Consider the following 15,369-nt stretch of genomic DNA (forward strand, 5'->3'; position numbering starts at 1 on the left):
ATCGAATGCCCCCGCTCCCCCTCAATACCACCACCAAAATAGCCCGCGCTGTGCGCCTGGCGGTATTTGGCGCGTCCCTCGCCAGCCTGTCCGGTCTGGCGCTGCTACCGGCCCAGGCCGCAGCGCAAAGCCAGGCGCAGTACCAGATTGCCCCTGGCCCTCTGGGCAGCGCCCTGACCCGGTTTGGTGTGCAGGCTGGGGTTACGATTTCGTTTGATACCGAACAGGCCCGTCACCTCAAGACCGGCGGGCTTGAAGGTTCATACAGCGTCGAGGAAGGCCTGGAGCGCTTGCTTGCCAATAGCGGGTTGCAAGCCGAGCGCCAGAGCAACGGGGGTTATGTACTGGTCGCTAGCAACAGTGAAGCCGCGCTGGAGCTGGGGGCCACTCAAGTTGTCACCAACCAGTTGGGTACCGTTACCGAAGGCACCGGTTCCTACACGCCGGGCGCTATCGCCACGGCCACTCGCCTGGTGCTCACACCGCGGGAAACGCCGCAATCGATCAGCGTAATCACCCGCCAGCATATGGATGATTTCGCCCTCGACAATGTTGACGATGTGATGCGCCATACCCCGGGCATTACCGTCTCGGCCTACGACACGGACCGCACCAACTACTACTCGCGTGGTTTTTCGATCAACAACTTCCAGTACGACGGCATCCCCTCCGCCGTACGCAACGTTGCCTATTCAGCGGGTAATACCCTGAGCGACATGGCTATTTATGACCGTATCGAGGTACTCAAGGGCGCTTCAGGTTTGCTCAGCGGGGCAGGGTCCCTGGGCGGCACCATCAATCTGGTGCGTAAAAAACCCACCCATGATTTTCACGGCCATATCACCGCAGGCGCAGGCTCGTGGGACAACTACCGGACTGAAGTAGACCTCAGCGGCCCATTGACCGAAACCGGTAATGTGCGCGGTCGTGCGGTAGCGGCCTATCAGGACCGGCAATCGTATATCGACCGCTACTCCAACCAGAGTTCGGTGTTCTACGGCATCCTCGAAGTCGACCTGACGCCAGACACCTTGCTGACCGTGGGCGCCGATTATCAGGACAACAAACCCCAGGGCTCCACCTGGTCGGGGAGCTTCCCGCTGTACAACTACGCGGGCGAGATCAACAGCGCCAAACGCTCATTCAGCAACGCCACCGACTGGAGCAGCTGGCAGCAATACACCCGCACGGTGTTCGCGACCCTGGAACAGGACCTGGGCAGTGGTTGGGTGGGCAAGCTGCAACTGGACCACAAGATCAATGGCTACGATGCCCAGCTGGGGGCGATTCAGTTCAACCAGCCTGCGGCTGATGGCACCGCCAATATCAATGCTCAACGTTACAAGGGCGAAACCACCAGCGACGCGGCCGACCTCTATGTCAGCGGCCCCTACGAGTTTCTCGGCCGTGAACACGATTTGGTGTTGGGCGGCTCCATCAGTACCGCCAACTGGAAAGGCAAAGGCTATTGGGACGTGACCTTCTCCACCCCCAATCTGGTGGATTACTTCAACTGGGACGGCCATCTGGCCAAACCTGACTGGGGCAACGCATCTCAAATCAGCGATGACACCGTGCGCCAGACCGGCATGTATGCAACCACGCGCCTGAATGTCACAGATGAGCTGAAAGTGTTTCTGGGCGGGCGGGTGGTCGACTACACCCTTACGGGTACCACCAATACCTATCGCGAAACAGGACGCTTGATTCCCTATGCGGGCATTACTTATGACCTGACCGATTACCTGACGGCCTATGCCAGCTACACCGATGTATTCATGCCCCAGGAGTTCTACAACCTGGATCGCAACAGCAAAATGCTTGACCCAGACGAGGGTGAAAACTACGAGATCGGCCTCAAGAGCGAGTTCTTCGATGGCCGTCTGAACGCCAGCCTGGCGTACTTTGAGGTCAAGGAAAGCAACCGTCCCATCCCCGACGATGCCTGGAACAACCTGCAACCCACCCCGCCCAACTATGCCTTCAAGGGCACTGCGGCTAAAACCAAGGGCTACGAGCTGGAGATATCCGGCGAGCTGAGCCCGGGCTGGAGCCTGCAGGCCGGTTACACGCACAAGGTGGTACGCGATGACAACGGTAAAAAGATCTCGACCTTCGAACCCGAAGACCAACTGAGCTTCTACACCATCTACAAACTGAAGGGCGACCTCAACAAAGTCTCCGTGGGCGGTGGCGCACGCTGGCAGAGCACGGCCTGGCAAGAGATGTTCAACGGTCCCAAGGACAGGTACGAAGGCTTCTCGCAAAAGCCCTACTGGGTGGTGGACCTGATGACCCGTTATCAATTCACGGAAAACCTGTCGACCACGCTTAACGTCAACAACGTGTTCGACAAGTATTACTACACCAATATCGGGTTCTATAACTCGGCGATTTATGGCGAGCCGCGCAACTTTATGCTGACCACTCGCTGGGATTTCTGAAACGCATCTCCAATTGTGGGAGCGAGCCCGCTCGCGAAACTCTTAAAGCCTTCGCGAGCAGGCTCGCTCCCACCTGTTTTACCCTCCAACAGATGACCCCACATCATCTGTACCGTGAAAAACCATCCTTTGTCAGCCTACGGAGATGTAACCTCTAATTGCCGGAAGCAAAGTGACGACGATCACTTATTTCAACAATAAAAGCGCTTCCCGGAGCACCTCCCATGCACAGCGGTCCCACTCTTTTGCTGGTGTTGTTTTGCGCCATCGCGCTGATCATTTTCCTTATCGTCAAAGTCCGCGTTCATGCCTTTCTGGCCTTGACCGCTGCGAGCTTTGTGGTGGGAATCGGGTCAGGCATGCCGTTGGTAAAAATTGCTTCGTCGTATGAAGCCGGTGTCGGCGGAACCCTCGGGTTTCTGGCAACGATCATTGGCCTGGGCGGGATTCTGGGCAAGATGCTGGAGGAGTCCGGCGGTGCGGAGCGCATCGCTCAGACGCTGTTGAACACCCTGGGCAAGGACCGCGCTTCGTGGGCGATGATGCTCGTCGGATTTATCGCAGGCATCCCGGTGTTTTTCGAGGTGGGGTTCGTGCTTCTGATTCCGCTGATTTATGTAGTGGCCAAAGAGACTCGCATCAACCTGCTGTACTTGGGCGTACCTCTGGCGGTGTCGCTGATGGCAGTGCATTGCATGTTGCCGCCACACCCTGCTGCGATGGCGATCACCGGGATGCTGGGCGCCGATGTCGGCAAAGTAATCATGTACGGTCTGATTGTCGCGCTGCCGACCGCCATGATTGCCGGGCCGCTGTGGGTCAAACTGGTGTGCAAGACCGAAGCACCAGCCACTCAGGAAGCTTTTTTGAACGAGCATTGCGATGACAGCAAAACCCGCGACCTGCCAGGCCTTGGCGTCACCCTGCTGACCATCGCCCTGCCGTTGCTGCTGATGGTCGGTAAAAGTTTCGCTGCCGGTCTGCCCCATGAATCCACCGCATTCAGTGTGATTTCGTTTATGGGCACCCCGCTGATCGCACTGTCGATTGCCGTGGTATTCGCTTATTGGGCACTGGGCTTGCGCCGCGGTTTGACCATGGCCGACCTGCTGGCTTACACGCAAAAGAGTTTTCCGCCGCTGGCCAGTATCCTGCTGATCATCGGTGCCGGCGGGGCATTCAATGGCATTCTGATCGACAGTGGCGTGGGTAGCGCGCTGTCCGCCTCGTTGACCCAATTGAATATGAACCCCATCGTGCTGGCCTGGCTGGTGGCCGGTTTGATGCACTTCGCGGTCGGCTCGGCAACAGTGGCCATGATCAGCGCCGCAGGCATGGTATTGCCTATGCTGGGAGCTCACCCGACCGTGAGCAAGGAGATCATCTGCATCGCCATCGGTGCCGGAGCCATGGGCTGGACCCACGTCACGGATTCGGCCTTCTGGGTGGTCAAGGAGTACCTGGGTGTATCCCTGACCGACGCCCTGAAAACCTTTACCACCGCCACCGTACTGGCTTCATCGATCGCGCTGGGGCTGACCCTGCTGCTGTCGCGCTTTGTTTGATTCAAACCGTATATTCAGACTTATCGTTTAAAGGACCCCGCCATGATTTTGGGCAGAACACTTGAAAACTGGTGCGCCAGCTTCCCGCTGATCCGCGAACTGGTCGCGTTGCAAGAAACCACCTGGTTCAACCCCGGGGTGGCACCGGTGGCGCAGGCGCTTGGCGATACAGGCCTGAGCAGTGCCGACGTGGCCGATGCCAGCGCACGCCTTGAGCGGTTTGCTGCCTACCTGCGGGTTGCCTTCCCTGAGACAGAGGACAGTGCTGGCATTATCGAGTCGGACATTCTGCCCCTGACGCATTTGCAGCCGTTGCTCGGCGAACGTTACGGGCAAAGCCTCAATGGCGCGCTGTGGCTCAAGCGCGACAGCCATCTGCCCATCTCCGGCTCGATCAAGGCCCGCGGCGGGATCTATGAAGTGCTCAAGCATGCCGAAGACCTGGCCCTGGCCGGTGGCCTGATTAAGCTCGACGACGACTACGCGCTGCTGCACAGCGACAAGGCCCGGGCCTTTTTTGGCCAGTACAAAATCGCCGTCGGCTCCACCGGCAATCTCGGCATGTCGATCGGCATCATGGGTGCTGCGCTGGGCTTTCAAGTGACCGTGCATATGTCAGCCGATGCCCGGCAATGGAAGAAAGACAAGCTGCGCTCCCATGGCGTGACGGTGGTGGAGTACGAAAGCGATTACAGCGTGGCCGTGGCCCAGGGTCGCCAGCAGGCTGAGTCCGACTCGAGTTGCCATTTTGTCGACGATGAAAACTCGGTCAATCTGTTCCTCGGCTACGCAGTGGCCGGCGAGCGTTTGAAACAGCAGTTTGCGGCGGCGCAAATCACCGTGGATGCCCAGCATCCCCTGTTTGTGTACCTGCCCTGCGGTGTGGGGGGCGCTCCCGGCGGCGTGGCTTTCGGCCTCAAGCTGGCCTTTGGTGATGCAGTGCATTGCATCTTCGCCGAACCGACCCACTCGCCCTGCATGCTGCTGGGTGTGTACACCGGGATGCACGACGAAGTCAGCGTGCAGGATTTCGGCATCGATAACGTCACCGCCGCAGACGGCCTCGCCGTGGGCCGCGCTTCCGGCTTTGTCGGCAAGGCCATGCAGCGCATGCTCGACGGCTTCTACACCGTCAGCGACGAGGAAATGTACAGCCTGCTGGCCCTGATGGAACGCAGTGAAGGCTTGCGCCTTGAGCCTTCCGCACTGGCAGGTGTGCCAGGTATTGCCCGGGTACTGGGCGAGCAGCAAGGCTATCTGGCCCGCGCTGGCCTGAGCCCGCAGGCCATGGCCAACGCCACCCATCTGGTGTGGGCAACGGGAGGAAATATGGTGCCTGCGGCCGAGATGGACGCCTATCTGGCCAAGGGTCGTGAGTTACTGGGCTGACTCAGGCGTAAAGCGGATGTGGCAAGATGGACTCATTGCCACATTCTGCAAGAAGTCGGCCTTTGGCTTGAGGGCAAACTACCGTGCTTAATCTTCCTCCCCGCATCAGCTCACGGCTCAACAGCAGCCAGTTCGCCAACCTTCATACCTTTCTGGTGGCCGCCCGACACCTGAGTTTTGCCCGCGCTGCGCAGGAACTTTGCCTGACCGCCAGCGCCGTAAGCCACCGCATCAGCCGGCTGGAAACGGCGTTGAATATGAAGCTGTTCCAGCGCCTTACCCGCCAGGTCAGCCTGACTGACGAAGGCGAGCGAATTTTCGAAATACTGCAAAGTGCGATGGGGGAATTGTCCGAAGCACTTGAACGCTCGTCACAGCCAGAAATTGCCGGAGCCATTGCGCTCTATGCCAGGCCATCGGTGGCCCAATGCTGGCTGGTGCCCCGGCTGGCCGACTTTATCGAGCGCTATCCGCTGGTCTCACTGGACCTGCGGGTGGGCAATGACAATGTCGACTTTCGCACACGCAAAATAGATCTGGCCTTGTACTACGCCAACGGCGAATTCCCCGGCCTCACCAGCCAGCGGCTGATGCGCGAATGCATGGCGCCGGTGTGCAGCCCGGAATATGCGCAGCGTCACCGTCTGCACGAAAACCCGCAAAACCTGAGCAACTGCACCACCCTGCACGACTCCCTGGCCTGGGACCATGCCGCCTATGATGCCGAGTGGAGCCTGTGGGCCGAACAACACAACCTGCTCGCGGCACTGCCCAAACGTACCCTGACCTTCGACCGTTCGGACCTGTGCGTCACGGCCGCTATGAGCCACGCGGGGATCGCCATCGGGCGCCAGCAACTGGTGCAAAAACGTGTTGATCGCGGCGAACTGGTGCTGCCTTTTGGCGGTTTCAGGCAGTACGGTCACTATGATTATTATCTGGTGCACCCACCGCTCAATGTGGTGCCCAAGCGCTTGCAGGTGTTTATGAACTGGCTGCACATGTGCGCTCAGGAACAGACGATTGAGCAACGGCCAAACTGACCCTGATGGTGGTGTTTGGCGCCTGTACGAACGCTACATGACCACCTGCGTTTTGCACGATCTGACGCACAATCGCCAGCCCCAACCCGGTACCTTCGCTGCTTTGCCGGCCCTTGCGAAAGCGCAGGAACATGGCTTCGCGCTCCTCTGGCGCAATACCCTGCCCCTGGTCGCTGACCTCCAACTGCAAGTGCCCGGCCACCTTGCGCAGGGTCACCTGAACAGTGCCCATGCCGTGGACCAGCGCGTTTTCCAGCAGGTTGCCCAAAGCTTCACGCAACTGATCGGGATTGCCCCGGCATTCGCAACCTGCGGTGATATCCACCTCGATTACCCGACCACTGGCCTCAAAGAGCGGTAACAGCGCGGCACAGACTTCGCGAGTGAGACGCGAGAGATGGGTGCGCTGCTGCCCGTTATGGCCTTGGGCGGCCTCGCCTTCCTGACGCGCCAGTTCCAGTAGCTGAGTCACCAAACGGCGCATCTGGCGCATTTCCATGTCCAGCGCAGGCCACTCGACCTGCCCTGTGCGCCGGGCTGCTTGCAAGCGCAAATCCAGCACGGTCAACGGCGTGCGCAGTTCATGGGCTGCGTCGGCCACGAAACGCCGTTCGGCAGTGTAGGCCGCAGCCAAACGATCAAGCGCCGTATTGGCCGCAGCCGCCAGGGGCTGGATTTCACTCGGCAGGTTGTCCAGCGGGATACGTTGTTCTGGGTTTGCCGGCCCGATACTGCGCGCCAACTTGGCCGCCACCCGCACCGGACGCAAGGTCCAGTGCAGCAATAAAAGGATCAGGCCCAATGACAGCAAACCGATGGGTACCATCATCACCAGACTCTGGCGCAAGCGGGCCGCCAGCAGGTTGCCAATCACTTCGCGCTCAAGATTATCCTGCTTGGCCACCATCAATATGGCACCGTCGGGCAACTCCACGGGCACGCTGACCACCCGCCCGCTGAAAGCGCTCCAGCGCATCCAGCCCGGGTCCGCACCTGGCTGCTTGAGCCGACGGGGATGTTTGAGGTTTTCGGACTTCCACAACAATCGACCATCGGCCGAGTACAACGAATAAGACAGTTCGCCACCGGCATACTGGCGCGGCAGGCTGGCAGGGTCGCTGTCCACCCGAAAACCATCGGCAATCACCTGCGCTTCAATGGTCATCACCCCGCGGCGCAGTTCGTCGCGGGTGCCGTACAGGTAAATCGCCAGGTTGCCGAAACCCAGGGCAAAGACCAACAGCAACGCGGTCAACAGGCGCCAGCGCAGGCTGCGTTTAATCATGCCCGGTTATCGACGCTGAGCAGGCGATAACCCAAGCCGCGAACCGTTTCGATGCGGCTATGGGCGCCCGCCTCACTGAGCTTGCGGCGCAACCGCGAGACCAGCGCTTCGATGGCGTTGAGGGTCACCGGCTCATTGAAAGCATAAAGCCTCTCTTCGAGTTGCTCCTTGATCACGATACGCGGTGCAATGCGCAGCATTTCTTCCAGCAACATGGCTTCGCGCCGGGCCAGCACCGTTATCCGGGTGTTGCCATCAACGCTCAAGTGCCGGGTTTCAGGTTCGAATGCCAGGTTGTTGCAACGCAACAGGGTACTCACACGACTGCCGGGGCGACGCAAGACTGCGCGCAATCGCGCCTCCAGTTCCTGCATGTCGAAGGGTTTGAGAATGTAGTCGTCCGCGCCTGCATTCAACCCGTTGACCCGGCTTTGCAGGGCATCCCGCGCAGTCAGGATGATGCACGGCAAATCGGCATTGGCGCTGTGCTGACGCATGGCCAGCAGTGACATGCCGTCCATGTCCGGCAAGCCAAGATCCAGGATCATCGCGTCATAGCTGCCGACTTCCAGCAAAGCCTGGGCCGTGCGCCCATCTTCGGCGCCATCCACGGCAAATCCGGCCTGCACCAGATGCTCGATCAGCAAACCGCGCAGTGTCCGGTGATCCTCAACAACCAGCACTTTCATTTACTTCAATCCACAAAAAGGTCAGCCACGACGATAAAAAACGGCGCAGGAGGAAATCAACAGGGGTTCGTCAGGTTCCGGTCAGGTTGAGCTGGCAACATTCGCAAACAAGAAACGCAACTGAGACAGCTTATTATTTTCATTTGCGCAATAGCAAGAATCCCAGGAACGCTGTTTATGAACTGCCACCGCCGCAGCACCGTTGCCCCCTCTCCTTTTGCCCGCAAGCCTCTGGCTATTTTTACCGCACTGGTCAGCCTTGGCCTGCCCCTGACGGCAGTTTGCGCCGATGAAGAAGAACAACCTTCCGGGGCAACGGCCAATGCCGCGCCACTGGAGGTCGGCTCAACGGTGGTTACGGCTTCGGGCTTCAGCCAGGACGTGCGCGATGCCCCCGCCAGTATCTCGGTCATCACCCGCGAAGAGCTGGAAAACAAGCAGTTCCGCTCGCTCGCCGATGCGGTACGCAATGTTGAAGGCGTGAGCATCATCGGCGGTGACAAGGGCGAGATTTCCATTCGCGGCATGGAGTCCAGCCACGTCCTGATCCTGATTGACGGTCGTCGCCAGAACACCAGCCAGGTCACGCTCAAGGGCGGCACCTCCGAAGGCCTGGGCATGAACTGGATACCGCCCGTCGAAGCGATTGATCGTATTGAGGTGGTGCGCGGCCCGATGTCCACGCTCTACGGCTCCGAAGCACTGGGCGGGGTGATCAACGTCATCACTCGCAAAGTGGCGCGGCAATGGTCAGGGTCGGTATCCGCGGACCACACCTTCCAGGACAGCTCCAAAGCAGGTGACAGCACGCAACTGGACGGGTACGTGTCCGGTCCGCTGGTCGAAGACCGTCTCGGCATTCAGCTCTGGGGCTACGACAAGCAACGCGACGAGGACAAAATCCTCAACGGCTTCTCCAAATCGACCCGCCACAGCGGCACCGCACGCCTGTGGCTGACCCCTGATGAGCAACAGGAGTTCATGCTCGAAGCCGGCCGCACCGAGCAGGAGTTCTGGAACAACCCGGGCAAAAGCCTGGCGCCTACAGCCGCGAAAAACAACAACCAGTACACCCGCGATACTTATGTTTTGGCCCACACCGGCAACTGGGATTTCGGTACTACCGATATCAGCCTGTATCGCGAAGAAGCGACCCGCGCCAGCGATGTCCAGACCGGCAATCAGAGCGTCACGCCTGAAGTCACCAACTCGGTATTCGAAAGCAAAATCAGCCTGCCGTTTGACCGCAACGTCTTTGTTGCCGGCGCCCAGTGGAAAAAAGACGAGCTGGAGGCAGACGGTTATTACGCCAGCCCGCAGGGTGCTGGGATTGGCACTTCGATGACAGAAAAATCGCTGTTCGCCGAGAACGAATGGAGCATGACTGACAGCTTCAGCCTGACCACCGGTATTCGCATGGACGACAACGAGTTCTTCGGTCGCCATTGGACACCACGCTTTTACGGCGTATGGCGCCTCAATCCGGACTGGACGCTAAAAGGCGGCGTGGCCAAGGGCTTCAAGTCGCCGACCATCACCCAGACCAACCCCAATATCGGCCTGCCGCAACGCGGTGGTGCTTACACCTGGGGCAACCCGGATTTGAAACCGGAAGAAAGCGAAAACCGCGAAATCGGCCTTTACTACGACGCCGGTGGAAAATTCAGCGGTAATGTCACGCTGTTCGACACCGACTACGAAAACAAGATCGCCAACACCGGCACCCGCCAGCTGTACTACCCGGACGGCAGCCCGGTACCCGCAGACCCGATCACCGGGCGCATCTACAGCACCTATTTCAATATCACCGGTGCCACGGTGCGCGGCATCGAGACCGCTGCCCGTTATCGCTTCAACGACCGGGTGCAGCTCAAGGGCGAGTACACCTACCTGCACTCCAAAGTGTCGAGCGGCGAGGCAACCATTCTAGGCTTTGGCTACCCACTGGCCGAGGGCCAGCCTCTGGTAGCCACGCCCAAGCACTCTGGCAGCGCGACGCTGGACTGGCAAATCATCGACTCGGTTTCCAGCTTCGCCACCGTCAGCTATCGCGGTGAAGAAACCAGCATTGCCTGGGGTCAGGGCGGCGCCGTGTCACAAAGCGAGCAAGCCATCACTACCGTGGATGTGGGCGCCACCTGGCAAGCTACCCAGGATCTTTCCTTGAGCCTGGTCGGCTATAACCTGACCAATCAGGTCAGGGAGCAGGATGTGGACTCCGATTATTCCTATGCCGAAGACGGCCGACGCTTTTGGGTCAAAGCCAACTATACGTTCTGACCCTGAACCGGGCTGCGCGCCCAAGGTATTCATATGAGCGATGCCCTTAATCCTGCGCCGCAGACGGCCTACCGTCTGGCCATTGCCGCACGCACCGTACTGGCCATTTTTGGCAGTTACCTGTTTGCCGCCTTGGCGGCGGCGAGCCTCAGTCTGTTGCTGCCCGGGCCTCGGGCGCAGGCAGTGCTGAGCGCCACCATGCTGGCCTTTGCGCTGTATTGCGCGATGGCAATCTGGGCATTTAGCGCCGCATCTGCAATCCGGGCCTGGCTTGTTGCCCTGGCTTGCTGCGTGCCGCCGGCCCTCCACCTGCTGCTGCGGGAAGTCATGCCATGAAGGCCCTCGGTTTTCGTCAGGCCAACGCCTGGCTGCACACATGGGTCGGGCTGTTACTCGGCTGGTTGCTGTATGCCGTGTTCCTGACCGGTACCCTGAGTTTTTTTCAGGAAGAAATCACGTTCTGGATGAAACCTGAACTGCACGCCTCTGTGCCCGACAACCAGACCGCGCAGCGACTTGCGCAAGCCATGCAAAGCCTGGCGCCCAACGCTGCACAATGGACCCTCACCCTGCCCGGCGAACGCAATGCCGGGGCGCAGGCACAGTGGTTCGACATCGGCCAGCCGGTCGTCAAAAGGGGCGGCCAAAGCGTGGCCCTGGATGCGGGCACGGCCGAACCGGTGACCCCGCGGGAAACCCGTGGCGGCGGTTTTCTTTATCGCTTTCACTTTGAGCTGTACGGCATGCCGCGAATGCTGGCGCGCTGGATCGTCGGTATTGCGACCATGGTGATGCTGGTGGCGATTGTCAGCGGGGTGATCACCCACAAAAAAATCTTTAAGGAGTTCTTCACTTTTCGCCCACGCAAGGGACAACGCTCATGGCTGGACGCGCACAATGCCACTGCAGTGCTGGCCCTGCCGTTTCACTTGATGATCACCTACAGCGGTTTGTTGCTGCTGATGTTTATGTTGATGCCCTGGGGCGTTGAAAGCGCCTATCGCGGTGATACCCAAAAGTTCTTCAACGAAAGCGGCGGACGCGGTGCCCGTACTGCGCCAGCAATGGGTGCAGGCGATCAGCCATTGGGCGAGCAGGTGCCACTGACGGACGTTGCCCCCCTGCTGGCCCAGGCCGAGCAGCGCTGGCCCCGAGGAGTCAGCAGCATCAGCGTGACCCGGCCCGGCACATCGGATGCCGTCATCGAGCTGCGTGAACGCGGTGGCGACAGCCTGATCGACCGGGGCAACAGCGAACGGCTGCGTTTTGACGGTGTGAGTGGTGCTTTGTTGAACAGCCCACCCGCCCCTGCGATCAGCACGCCCAACGCGATCTATAACGTGTTTTCCAGCCTGCACCTGATCCGCTTTGCCGGTGCTCCGCTGCGCTGGTTTTTCTTTATCAGCGGGGTCGTGGGTACGGCAATGATTGCCACCGGGCTGGTGCTATGGGTGGTCATACGCCTGCCGGAACGGCAGAAACTGGGGCGCACACCCATCGGCCATCGTCTGGTCGAGGTGCTCAATGTCGGCACTGTTGCGGGTCTGCCGCTGGCCATTGCCGCCTATTTTTGGGCTAATCGGTTATTACCCGTGGGCATGACCCAGCGCAGCGCCTGGGAAATTCGCAGCTTCTTTATCATCTGGTTGCTGTGCCTGGTTCATCCACTGCTGCGCAGCCACAAACGAGCCTGGCTTGAACAGCTCTGGGTAGCTGCAGGGTTATTTGCAGCCTTGCCGCTGTTCAGTTTCGGTCTTGCACACAGCCATCTGCTGGCCAGCCTTGCACAGGGCCAATGGTTGCTGGCGGGCATGGACCTGACCTTGCTCGCCAGTGCAGCGCTGCTTGGCTACGCGGCCTGGAAACTCAACCGCCATCAACCGCTGCAACGGCCACAGCGCCAACCGCGTACGGTCAACACCCGACAAGAGAGCGCAGCATGATCTGGATATGCCTGGCGTTGAGTTTCAGTGGTTTCAGCGCACTCAGCCTGAGTACCGAGCGCCATCATGGGCAGGTGTTTGCAGACAAAGGCGGCCCGTTCAAGCGCCAGCTATTGCGCCTGCTGGGCTGGCTGCTGCTGGTTGGAGCGGTGATCCCCGGCGTTATCGAACTGGGCCCGTCAGTGGGTATCGCCTTGTGGGCGGCAGTGCTCAGCGTTGCGGCTGGCGGGCTGGTGATATTGCTGACATACCGGCCGCGCCTGATCGTGCCGCTGGCCGTTGCAGGGCCTTCAATGGCATTGGCGGTTTGGGTATTTTAGAACGCGTTATTTGTGCGCGAAGTTTTCTATTTTTACCTGACCATCCGGGAAAGTCGCGATGATTTCCAGCTCGCCACCCATGGCTTGAATGTAATTACGCAACGTACTGATATACATGTCAGTGCGCCGCTCCATTTTGGAAACTGCCGCCTGGTTGATATTCAGCGCTTTGGCCAGTGTCTCCTGGCTCAGCGCCTGAGCTTTGCGCAACTCGTGCAAAGGCATTTCCTGCAAATGCTGATGGTATAAAGCCTGGGTTTGCTCACGCGCCTCTGGGGACATGCGCGCTTCAAGTTCGGCAAATTTTTTAGCCATTTTCCTGGCCCTCTTCAATCAGTGTCTGCAAATGGACTTCGTAGAGAATTTCCGCCAAAGGGACATTCTCTTCATACCATCGGTCGTGACCGGTCTTGTCGCCGCCCGTCAACAGCAAGGCGCAGCGGCGTGGGTCAAAGGCATAAAGCACCCGGTAGGGGCGACCTCCATGCTGCACGCGTAGTTCGCGAAGGTTACCGTAGCGTGCCCCCTTGATATCGCTGCAATGGGGGAAGCGCAGGGCCGGACCGAGCAGCTCTAGCAATTTGACACTGGCCGCCACGCTGACCTGTTCCTTTTCACTGAGCGTTTCCCACCATAGGCCAAATTCGTCGGTGTACTCAACGTTCCATGTCATGCTCAAAATATGCCACCAAAGGAATATAATCTCAAGGGAATAATCTTAAACACTTCCGATAATGGCCAACTAGTTCTCGGTCCAACCCAAGTGTGAGTGATGGTTTCATCCGGATGCGTTCCTCACGCCGCGGTTAATCGCGGCCAAAAAAAACGCCCCGAACCAGTCGGGGCGTTTTTATTCAGATGTCCAACCTGTTCAACAGGTCGGTAGCATCAGAAAATGCTGATCGGGTAATCAACAAATACACGTACTTCGTTGCCGCCCACGTTGTACTCGCTGGCGTTGTTCGATACGCGCAACCACGAGCCACGCAGACGCACGCTCAGGTCTTTGACCGGGCCGCTTTGTACGACGTACTTGGCCTGGTTGAAGATTTCGCGCTCGGTACCACGGCCACGGTCGGAACCGTCGTCGATGTTGGTGCCGCGCACGTAGGCGATGTTGTAGGTCAGACCCGGAATACCAACGGCACCGAAGTCGAAGCCATAACCCAGCTGCCACGAACGTTCGTCCTTGGCATTGAAGTCGGACCAGTAGGAGTTGGCCAGCAGGATGGTGTTGCCACCGTCGCCCACGCCGCCTGCGTTGCGATAGCCGCCGTACGGGTAGCCGATTTCGCCGGTGCTGCTCTGGTACGCCAGGGTCACCGTGTGCGCGCCGAAAGCGTAGGTGCTTGCCAGGCTCCAGATCTTGTTGTCCTGGCCATCAACCTTCAGCACGTCACGGGCGTAGTCTTCTTTTACGTGAGTACGGTAGCCGTTGAAGTCAAACGTCAGGGACTGTTTGTCTTGCAGCGGGATTGCGTAGGTTACGCCCACGTATTGCTTGTTCAGCTCGTCTTCCATCTCGGAGCCGTACAGGGACGCCGACAGGTTGTCGGTGAACTTGTAGCTACCGCCGAACACGTTGATGCTTTTCAAGTCACCGCTGTCGCGTGCTTCAGCACTTTTACGCGACTCTGCAGTGAAGCGACCGACGTTGATTTCCAGACCGTTGATCTCCTTGGAGGTCAACAGGGTACCGGTGAAGCTTTCCGGCATCAGACGCGAGTTGTCATACATCAACACCGGCAGCGCAGGCATTTGATCGCCGTACTTGAGCACAGTGTTGGACACGCGAACCTTCACCGCAGCGCCAGCCTTGGCGATGTCGTCAGCCGCTTTACCGCTGGCGCCCTGCTTGAAGAAATCGATACCGCCCGCGCCGCTGTTGCCGCGACCGCCATCCAGACGCAGTGCGTAGATGCCGAAAGCATCCACACCCACACCTACGGTGCCCTGGGTGAAGCCCGAAGTGAATGTGCCGAGGAAACCCTGGCCCCATTCAGCTTTGTCTTGTTGGTGGTTTTTGTAGTCACGGCTGATGTAGGCGTTGCGCGCCAGTACATTGAGGTGGCTGTCTTCTACAAAACCTTTTGCGTCAGCTTGATCGTTAGCCATAGCCTGGGTAGCACTGAGTACGCCCAGAGCGAGAAGACCTATCCGTTTGTTCAACATATTATTTTCCTTATTTCTGAATAGAAGCGCGCTGTGGGGTTCAAGCTGAAACATTGAGTGGTGGTTGCTTCACATAAACAAAAAGACCCGCACGAAGACTGTGTGCAGGTCTTTCGAAAAGTTGGTGTATGGCTTATCGCCACAGGCGTTGGCAGGGATCCTAGCTGCCGTGAAGGCGAGGTGTCAATTTCGTGAAAAATTTGTTAATTGCCAAGGCTTTTCAAAGCTTTGACCGAAGT

Annotated in this window: 13 protein-coding genes; 8 read left to right on the top strand and 5 right to left on the bottom strand. The window is 58.9% G+C overall.

Features of this window, described 5'->3' with window-relative positions:
• The first annotated feature begins 5 nt into the window (after positions 1–5).
• The 4 genes from V6L81_RS02085 (at position 6) to dsdC (ending at position 6,441) form a co-directional block, all read left to right on the top strand.
• Complete coding sequence (locus V6L81_RS02085; protein ID WP_338660445.1) at positions 6–2,444, top strand: TonB-dependent siderophore receptor; 2,439 nt, start codon at positions 6–8, stop codon at positions 2,442–2,444.
• A gap of 224 nt (positions 2,445–2,668) precedes the next feature.
• Positions 2,669–4,009 carry a gluconate:H+ symporter gene (locus tag V6L81_RS02090; RefSeq protein ID WP_169916172.1) on the top strand — a complete coding sequence of 447 codons (1,341 nt, stop codon included), beginning with the start codon at positions 2,669–2,671 and terminating at the stop codon, positions 4,007–4,009.
• Between the two features lie 42 nt (positions 4,010–4,051).
• Complete coding sequence (dsdA, locus tag V6L81_RS02095) at positions 4,052–5,398, top strand: D-serine ammonia-lyase (RefSeq protein WP_338660446.1); 1,347 nt, start codon at positions 4,052–4,054, stop codon at positions 5,396–5,398.
• 83 nt (positions 5,399–5,481) lie between these two features.
• Entirely contained in the window at positions 5,482–6,441 is a 960-nt protein-coding gene (gene dsdC, locus V6L81_RS02100; protein WP_338660447.1) for a DNA-binding transcriptional regulator DsdC, read from the top strand.
• Here dsdC and V6L81_RS02105 read toward each other — a convergent pair.
• Both V6L81_RS02105 and V6L81_RS02110 read right to left on the bottom strand, forming a co-directional pair.
• A complete protein-coding gene (locus V6L81_RS02105; RefSeq protein WP_338660448.1) occupies positions 6,383–7,726 on the bottom strand; it encodes a HAMP domain-containing sensor histidine kinase in 1,344 nt (447 codons plus the stop codon). The two genes, dsdC and V6L81_RS02105, sit on opposite strands and share 59 nt — an antisense overlap.
• Complete coding sequence (locus V6L81_RS02110) at positions 7,723–8,415, bottom strand: response regulator transcription factor (RefSeq protein ID WP_338660449.1); 693 nt, start codon at positions 8,413–8,415, stop codon at positions 7,723–7,725. Before V6L81_RS02110 ends, V6L81_RS02105 begins: the two co-directional genes overlap by 4 nt.
• 177 nt (positions 8,416–8,592) lie before the next feature.
• On the opposite strand from V6L81_RS02110, the gene V6L81_RS02115 reads away from it, so the two are divergent.
• Genes V6L81_RS02115 through V6L81_RS02130 form a run of 4 tightly spaced genes read left to right on the top strand, consistent with a single transcriptional unit; the run spans position 8,593 to position 12,958 of the window.
• Positions 8,593–10,695 carry a TonB-dependent receptor domain-containing protein gene (locus tag V6L81_RS02115; protein WP_095000753.1) on the top strand — a complete coding sequence of 701 codons (2,103 nt, stop codon included), beginning with the start codon at positions 8,593–8,595 and terminating at the stop codon, positions 10,693–10,695.
• Positions 10,696–10,728: 33 nt separating this feature from the next.
• On the top strand, positions 10,729–11,031 hold the full coding sequence (locus tag V6L81_RS02120; protein WP_095000752.1) for a hypothetical protein: 303 nt from the start codon (positions 10,729–10,731) through the stop codon (positions 11,029–11,031).
• Positions 11,028–12,638, top strand: coding sequence for a PepSY-associated TM helix domain-containing protein (locus tag V6L81_RS02125; protein ID WP_338660450.1), 1,611 nt, complete (start codon positions 11,028–11,030; stop codon positions 12,636–12,638). The genes V6L81_RS02120 and V6L81_RS02125 overlap by 4 nt, the downstream gene beginning before the upstream one ends.
• A complete protein-coding gene (locus V6L81_RS02130; protein WP_095031414.1) occupies positions 12,635–12,958 on the top strand; it encodes a DUF3325 domain-containing protein in 324 nt (107 codons plus the stop codon). The genes V6L81_RS02125 and V6L81_RS02130 overlap by 4 nt, the downstream gene beginning before the upstream one ends.
• Before the next feature lie 6 nt (positions 12,959–12,964).
• Here the strand turns inward: V6L81_RS02130 and V6L81_RS02135 are convergent, their stop codons facing one another.
• From V6L81_RS02135 to V6L81_RS02145, 3 genes are all read right to left on the bottom strand, one after another.
• The gene (locus V6L81_RS02135) at positions 12,965–13,273 is read right to left on the bottom strand and encodes an XRE family transcriptional regulator (RefSeq protein WP_095017778.1); all 309 of its coding nucleotides are present in this window, start codon (positions 13,271–13,273) and stop codon (positions 12,965–12,967) included.
• The gene (locus V6L81_RS02140) at positions 13,266–13,631 is read right to left on the bottom strand and encodes a type II toxin-antitoxin system RelE/ParE family toxin (RefSeq protein WP_153327163.1); all 366 of its coding nucleotides are present in this window, start codon (positions 13,629–13,631) and stop codon (positions 13,266–13,268) included. Before V6L81_RS02140 ends, V6L81_RS02135 begins: the two co-directional genes overlap by 8 nt.
• Before the next feature lie 215 nt (positions 13,632–13,846).
• Positions 13,847–15,130 carry an OprD family porin gene (locus V6L81_RS02145; protein ID WP_095000747.1) on the bottom strand — a complete coding sequence of 428 codons (1,284 nt, stop codon included), beginning with the start codon at positions 15,128–15,130 and terminating at the stop codon, positions 13,847–13,849.
• Positions 15,131–15,369: the final 239 nt, after the last annotated feature.

The sequence above is a fragment of the Pseudomonas bubulae genome, assembly GCF_037023725.1.
Classification (GTDB): domain Bacteria; phylum Pseudomonadota; class Gammaproteobacteria; order Pseudomonadales; family Pseudomonadaceae; genus Aquipseudomonas; species Aquipseudomonas bubulae.

Coding starts and splice junctions, on each gene's coding strand:
- V6L81_RS02085 (WP_338660445.1), top strand. CDS start 6: ATGCCCCCGCTCCCCCTCAATACCACCACCAAAATAGCCCGCGCTGTG.
- V6L81_RS02090 (WP_169916172.1), top strand. CDS start 2,669: ATGCACAGCGGTCCCACTCTTTTGCTGGTGTTGTTTTGCGCCATCGCG.
- dsdA (WP_338660446.1), top strand. CDS start 4,052: ATGATTTTGGGCAGAACACTTGAAAACTGGTGCGCCAGCTTCCCGCTG.
- V6L81_RS02105 (WP_338660448.1), bottom strand. CDS start 7,726: ATGATTAAACGCAGCCTGCGCTGGCGCCTGTTGACCGCGTTGCTGTTG.
- V6L81_RS02110 (WP_338660449.1), bottom strand. CDS start 8,415: ATGAAAGTGCTGGTTGTTGAGGATCACCGGACACTGCGCGGTTTGCTG.
- V6L81_RS02115 (WP_095000753.1), top strand. CDS start 8,593: ATGAACTGCCACCGCCGCAGCACCGTTGCCCCCTCTCCTTTTGCCCGC.
- V6L81_RS02120 (WP_095000752.1), top strand. CDS start 10,729: ATGAGCGATGCCCTTAATCCTGCGCCGCAGACGGCCTACCGTCTGGCC.
- V6L81_RS02125 (WP_338660450.1), top strand. CDS start 11,028: ATGAAGGCCCTCGGTTTTCGTCAGGCCAACGCCTGGCTGCACACATGG.
- V6L81_RS02130 (WP_095031414.1), top strand. CDS start 12,635: ATGATCTGGATATGCCTGGCGTTGAGTTTCAGTGGTTTCAGCGCACTC.
- V6L81_RS02135 (WP_095017778.1), bottom strand. CDS start 13,273: ATGGCTAAAAAATTTGCCGAACTTGAAGCGCGCATGTCCCCAGAGGCG.
- V6L81_RS02140 (WP_153327163.1), bottom strand. CDS start 13,631: ATGACATGGAACGTTGAGTACACCGACGAATTTGGCCTATGGTGGGAA.
- V6L81_RS02145 (WP_095000747.1), bottom strand. CDS start 15,130: ATGTTGAACAAACGGATAGGTCTTCTCGCTCTGGGCGTACTCAGTGCT.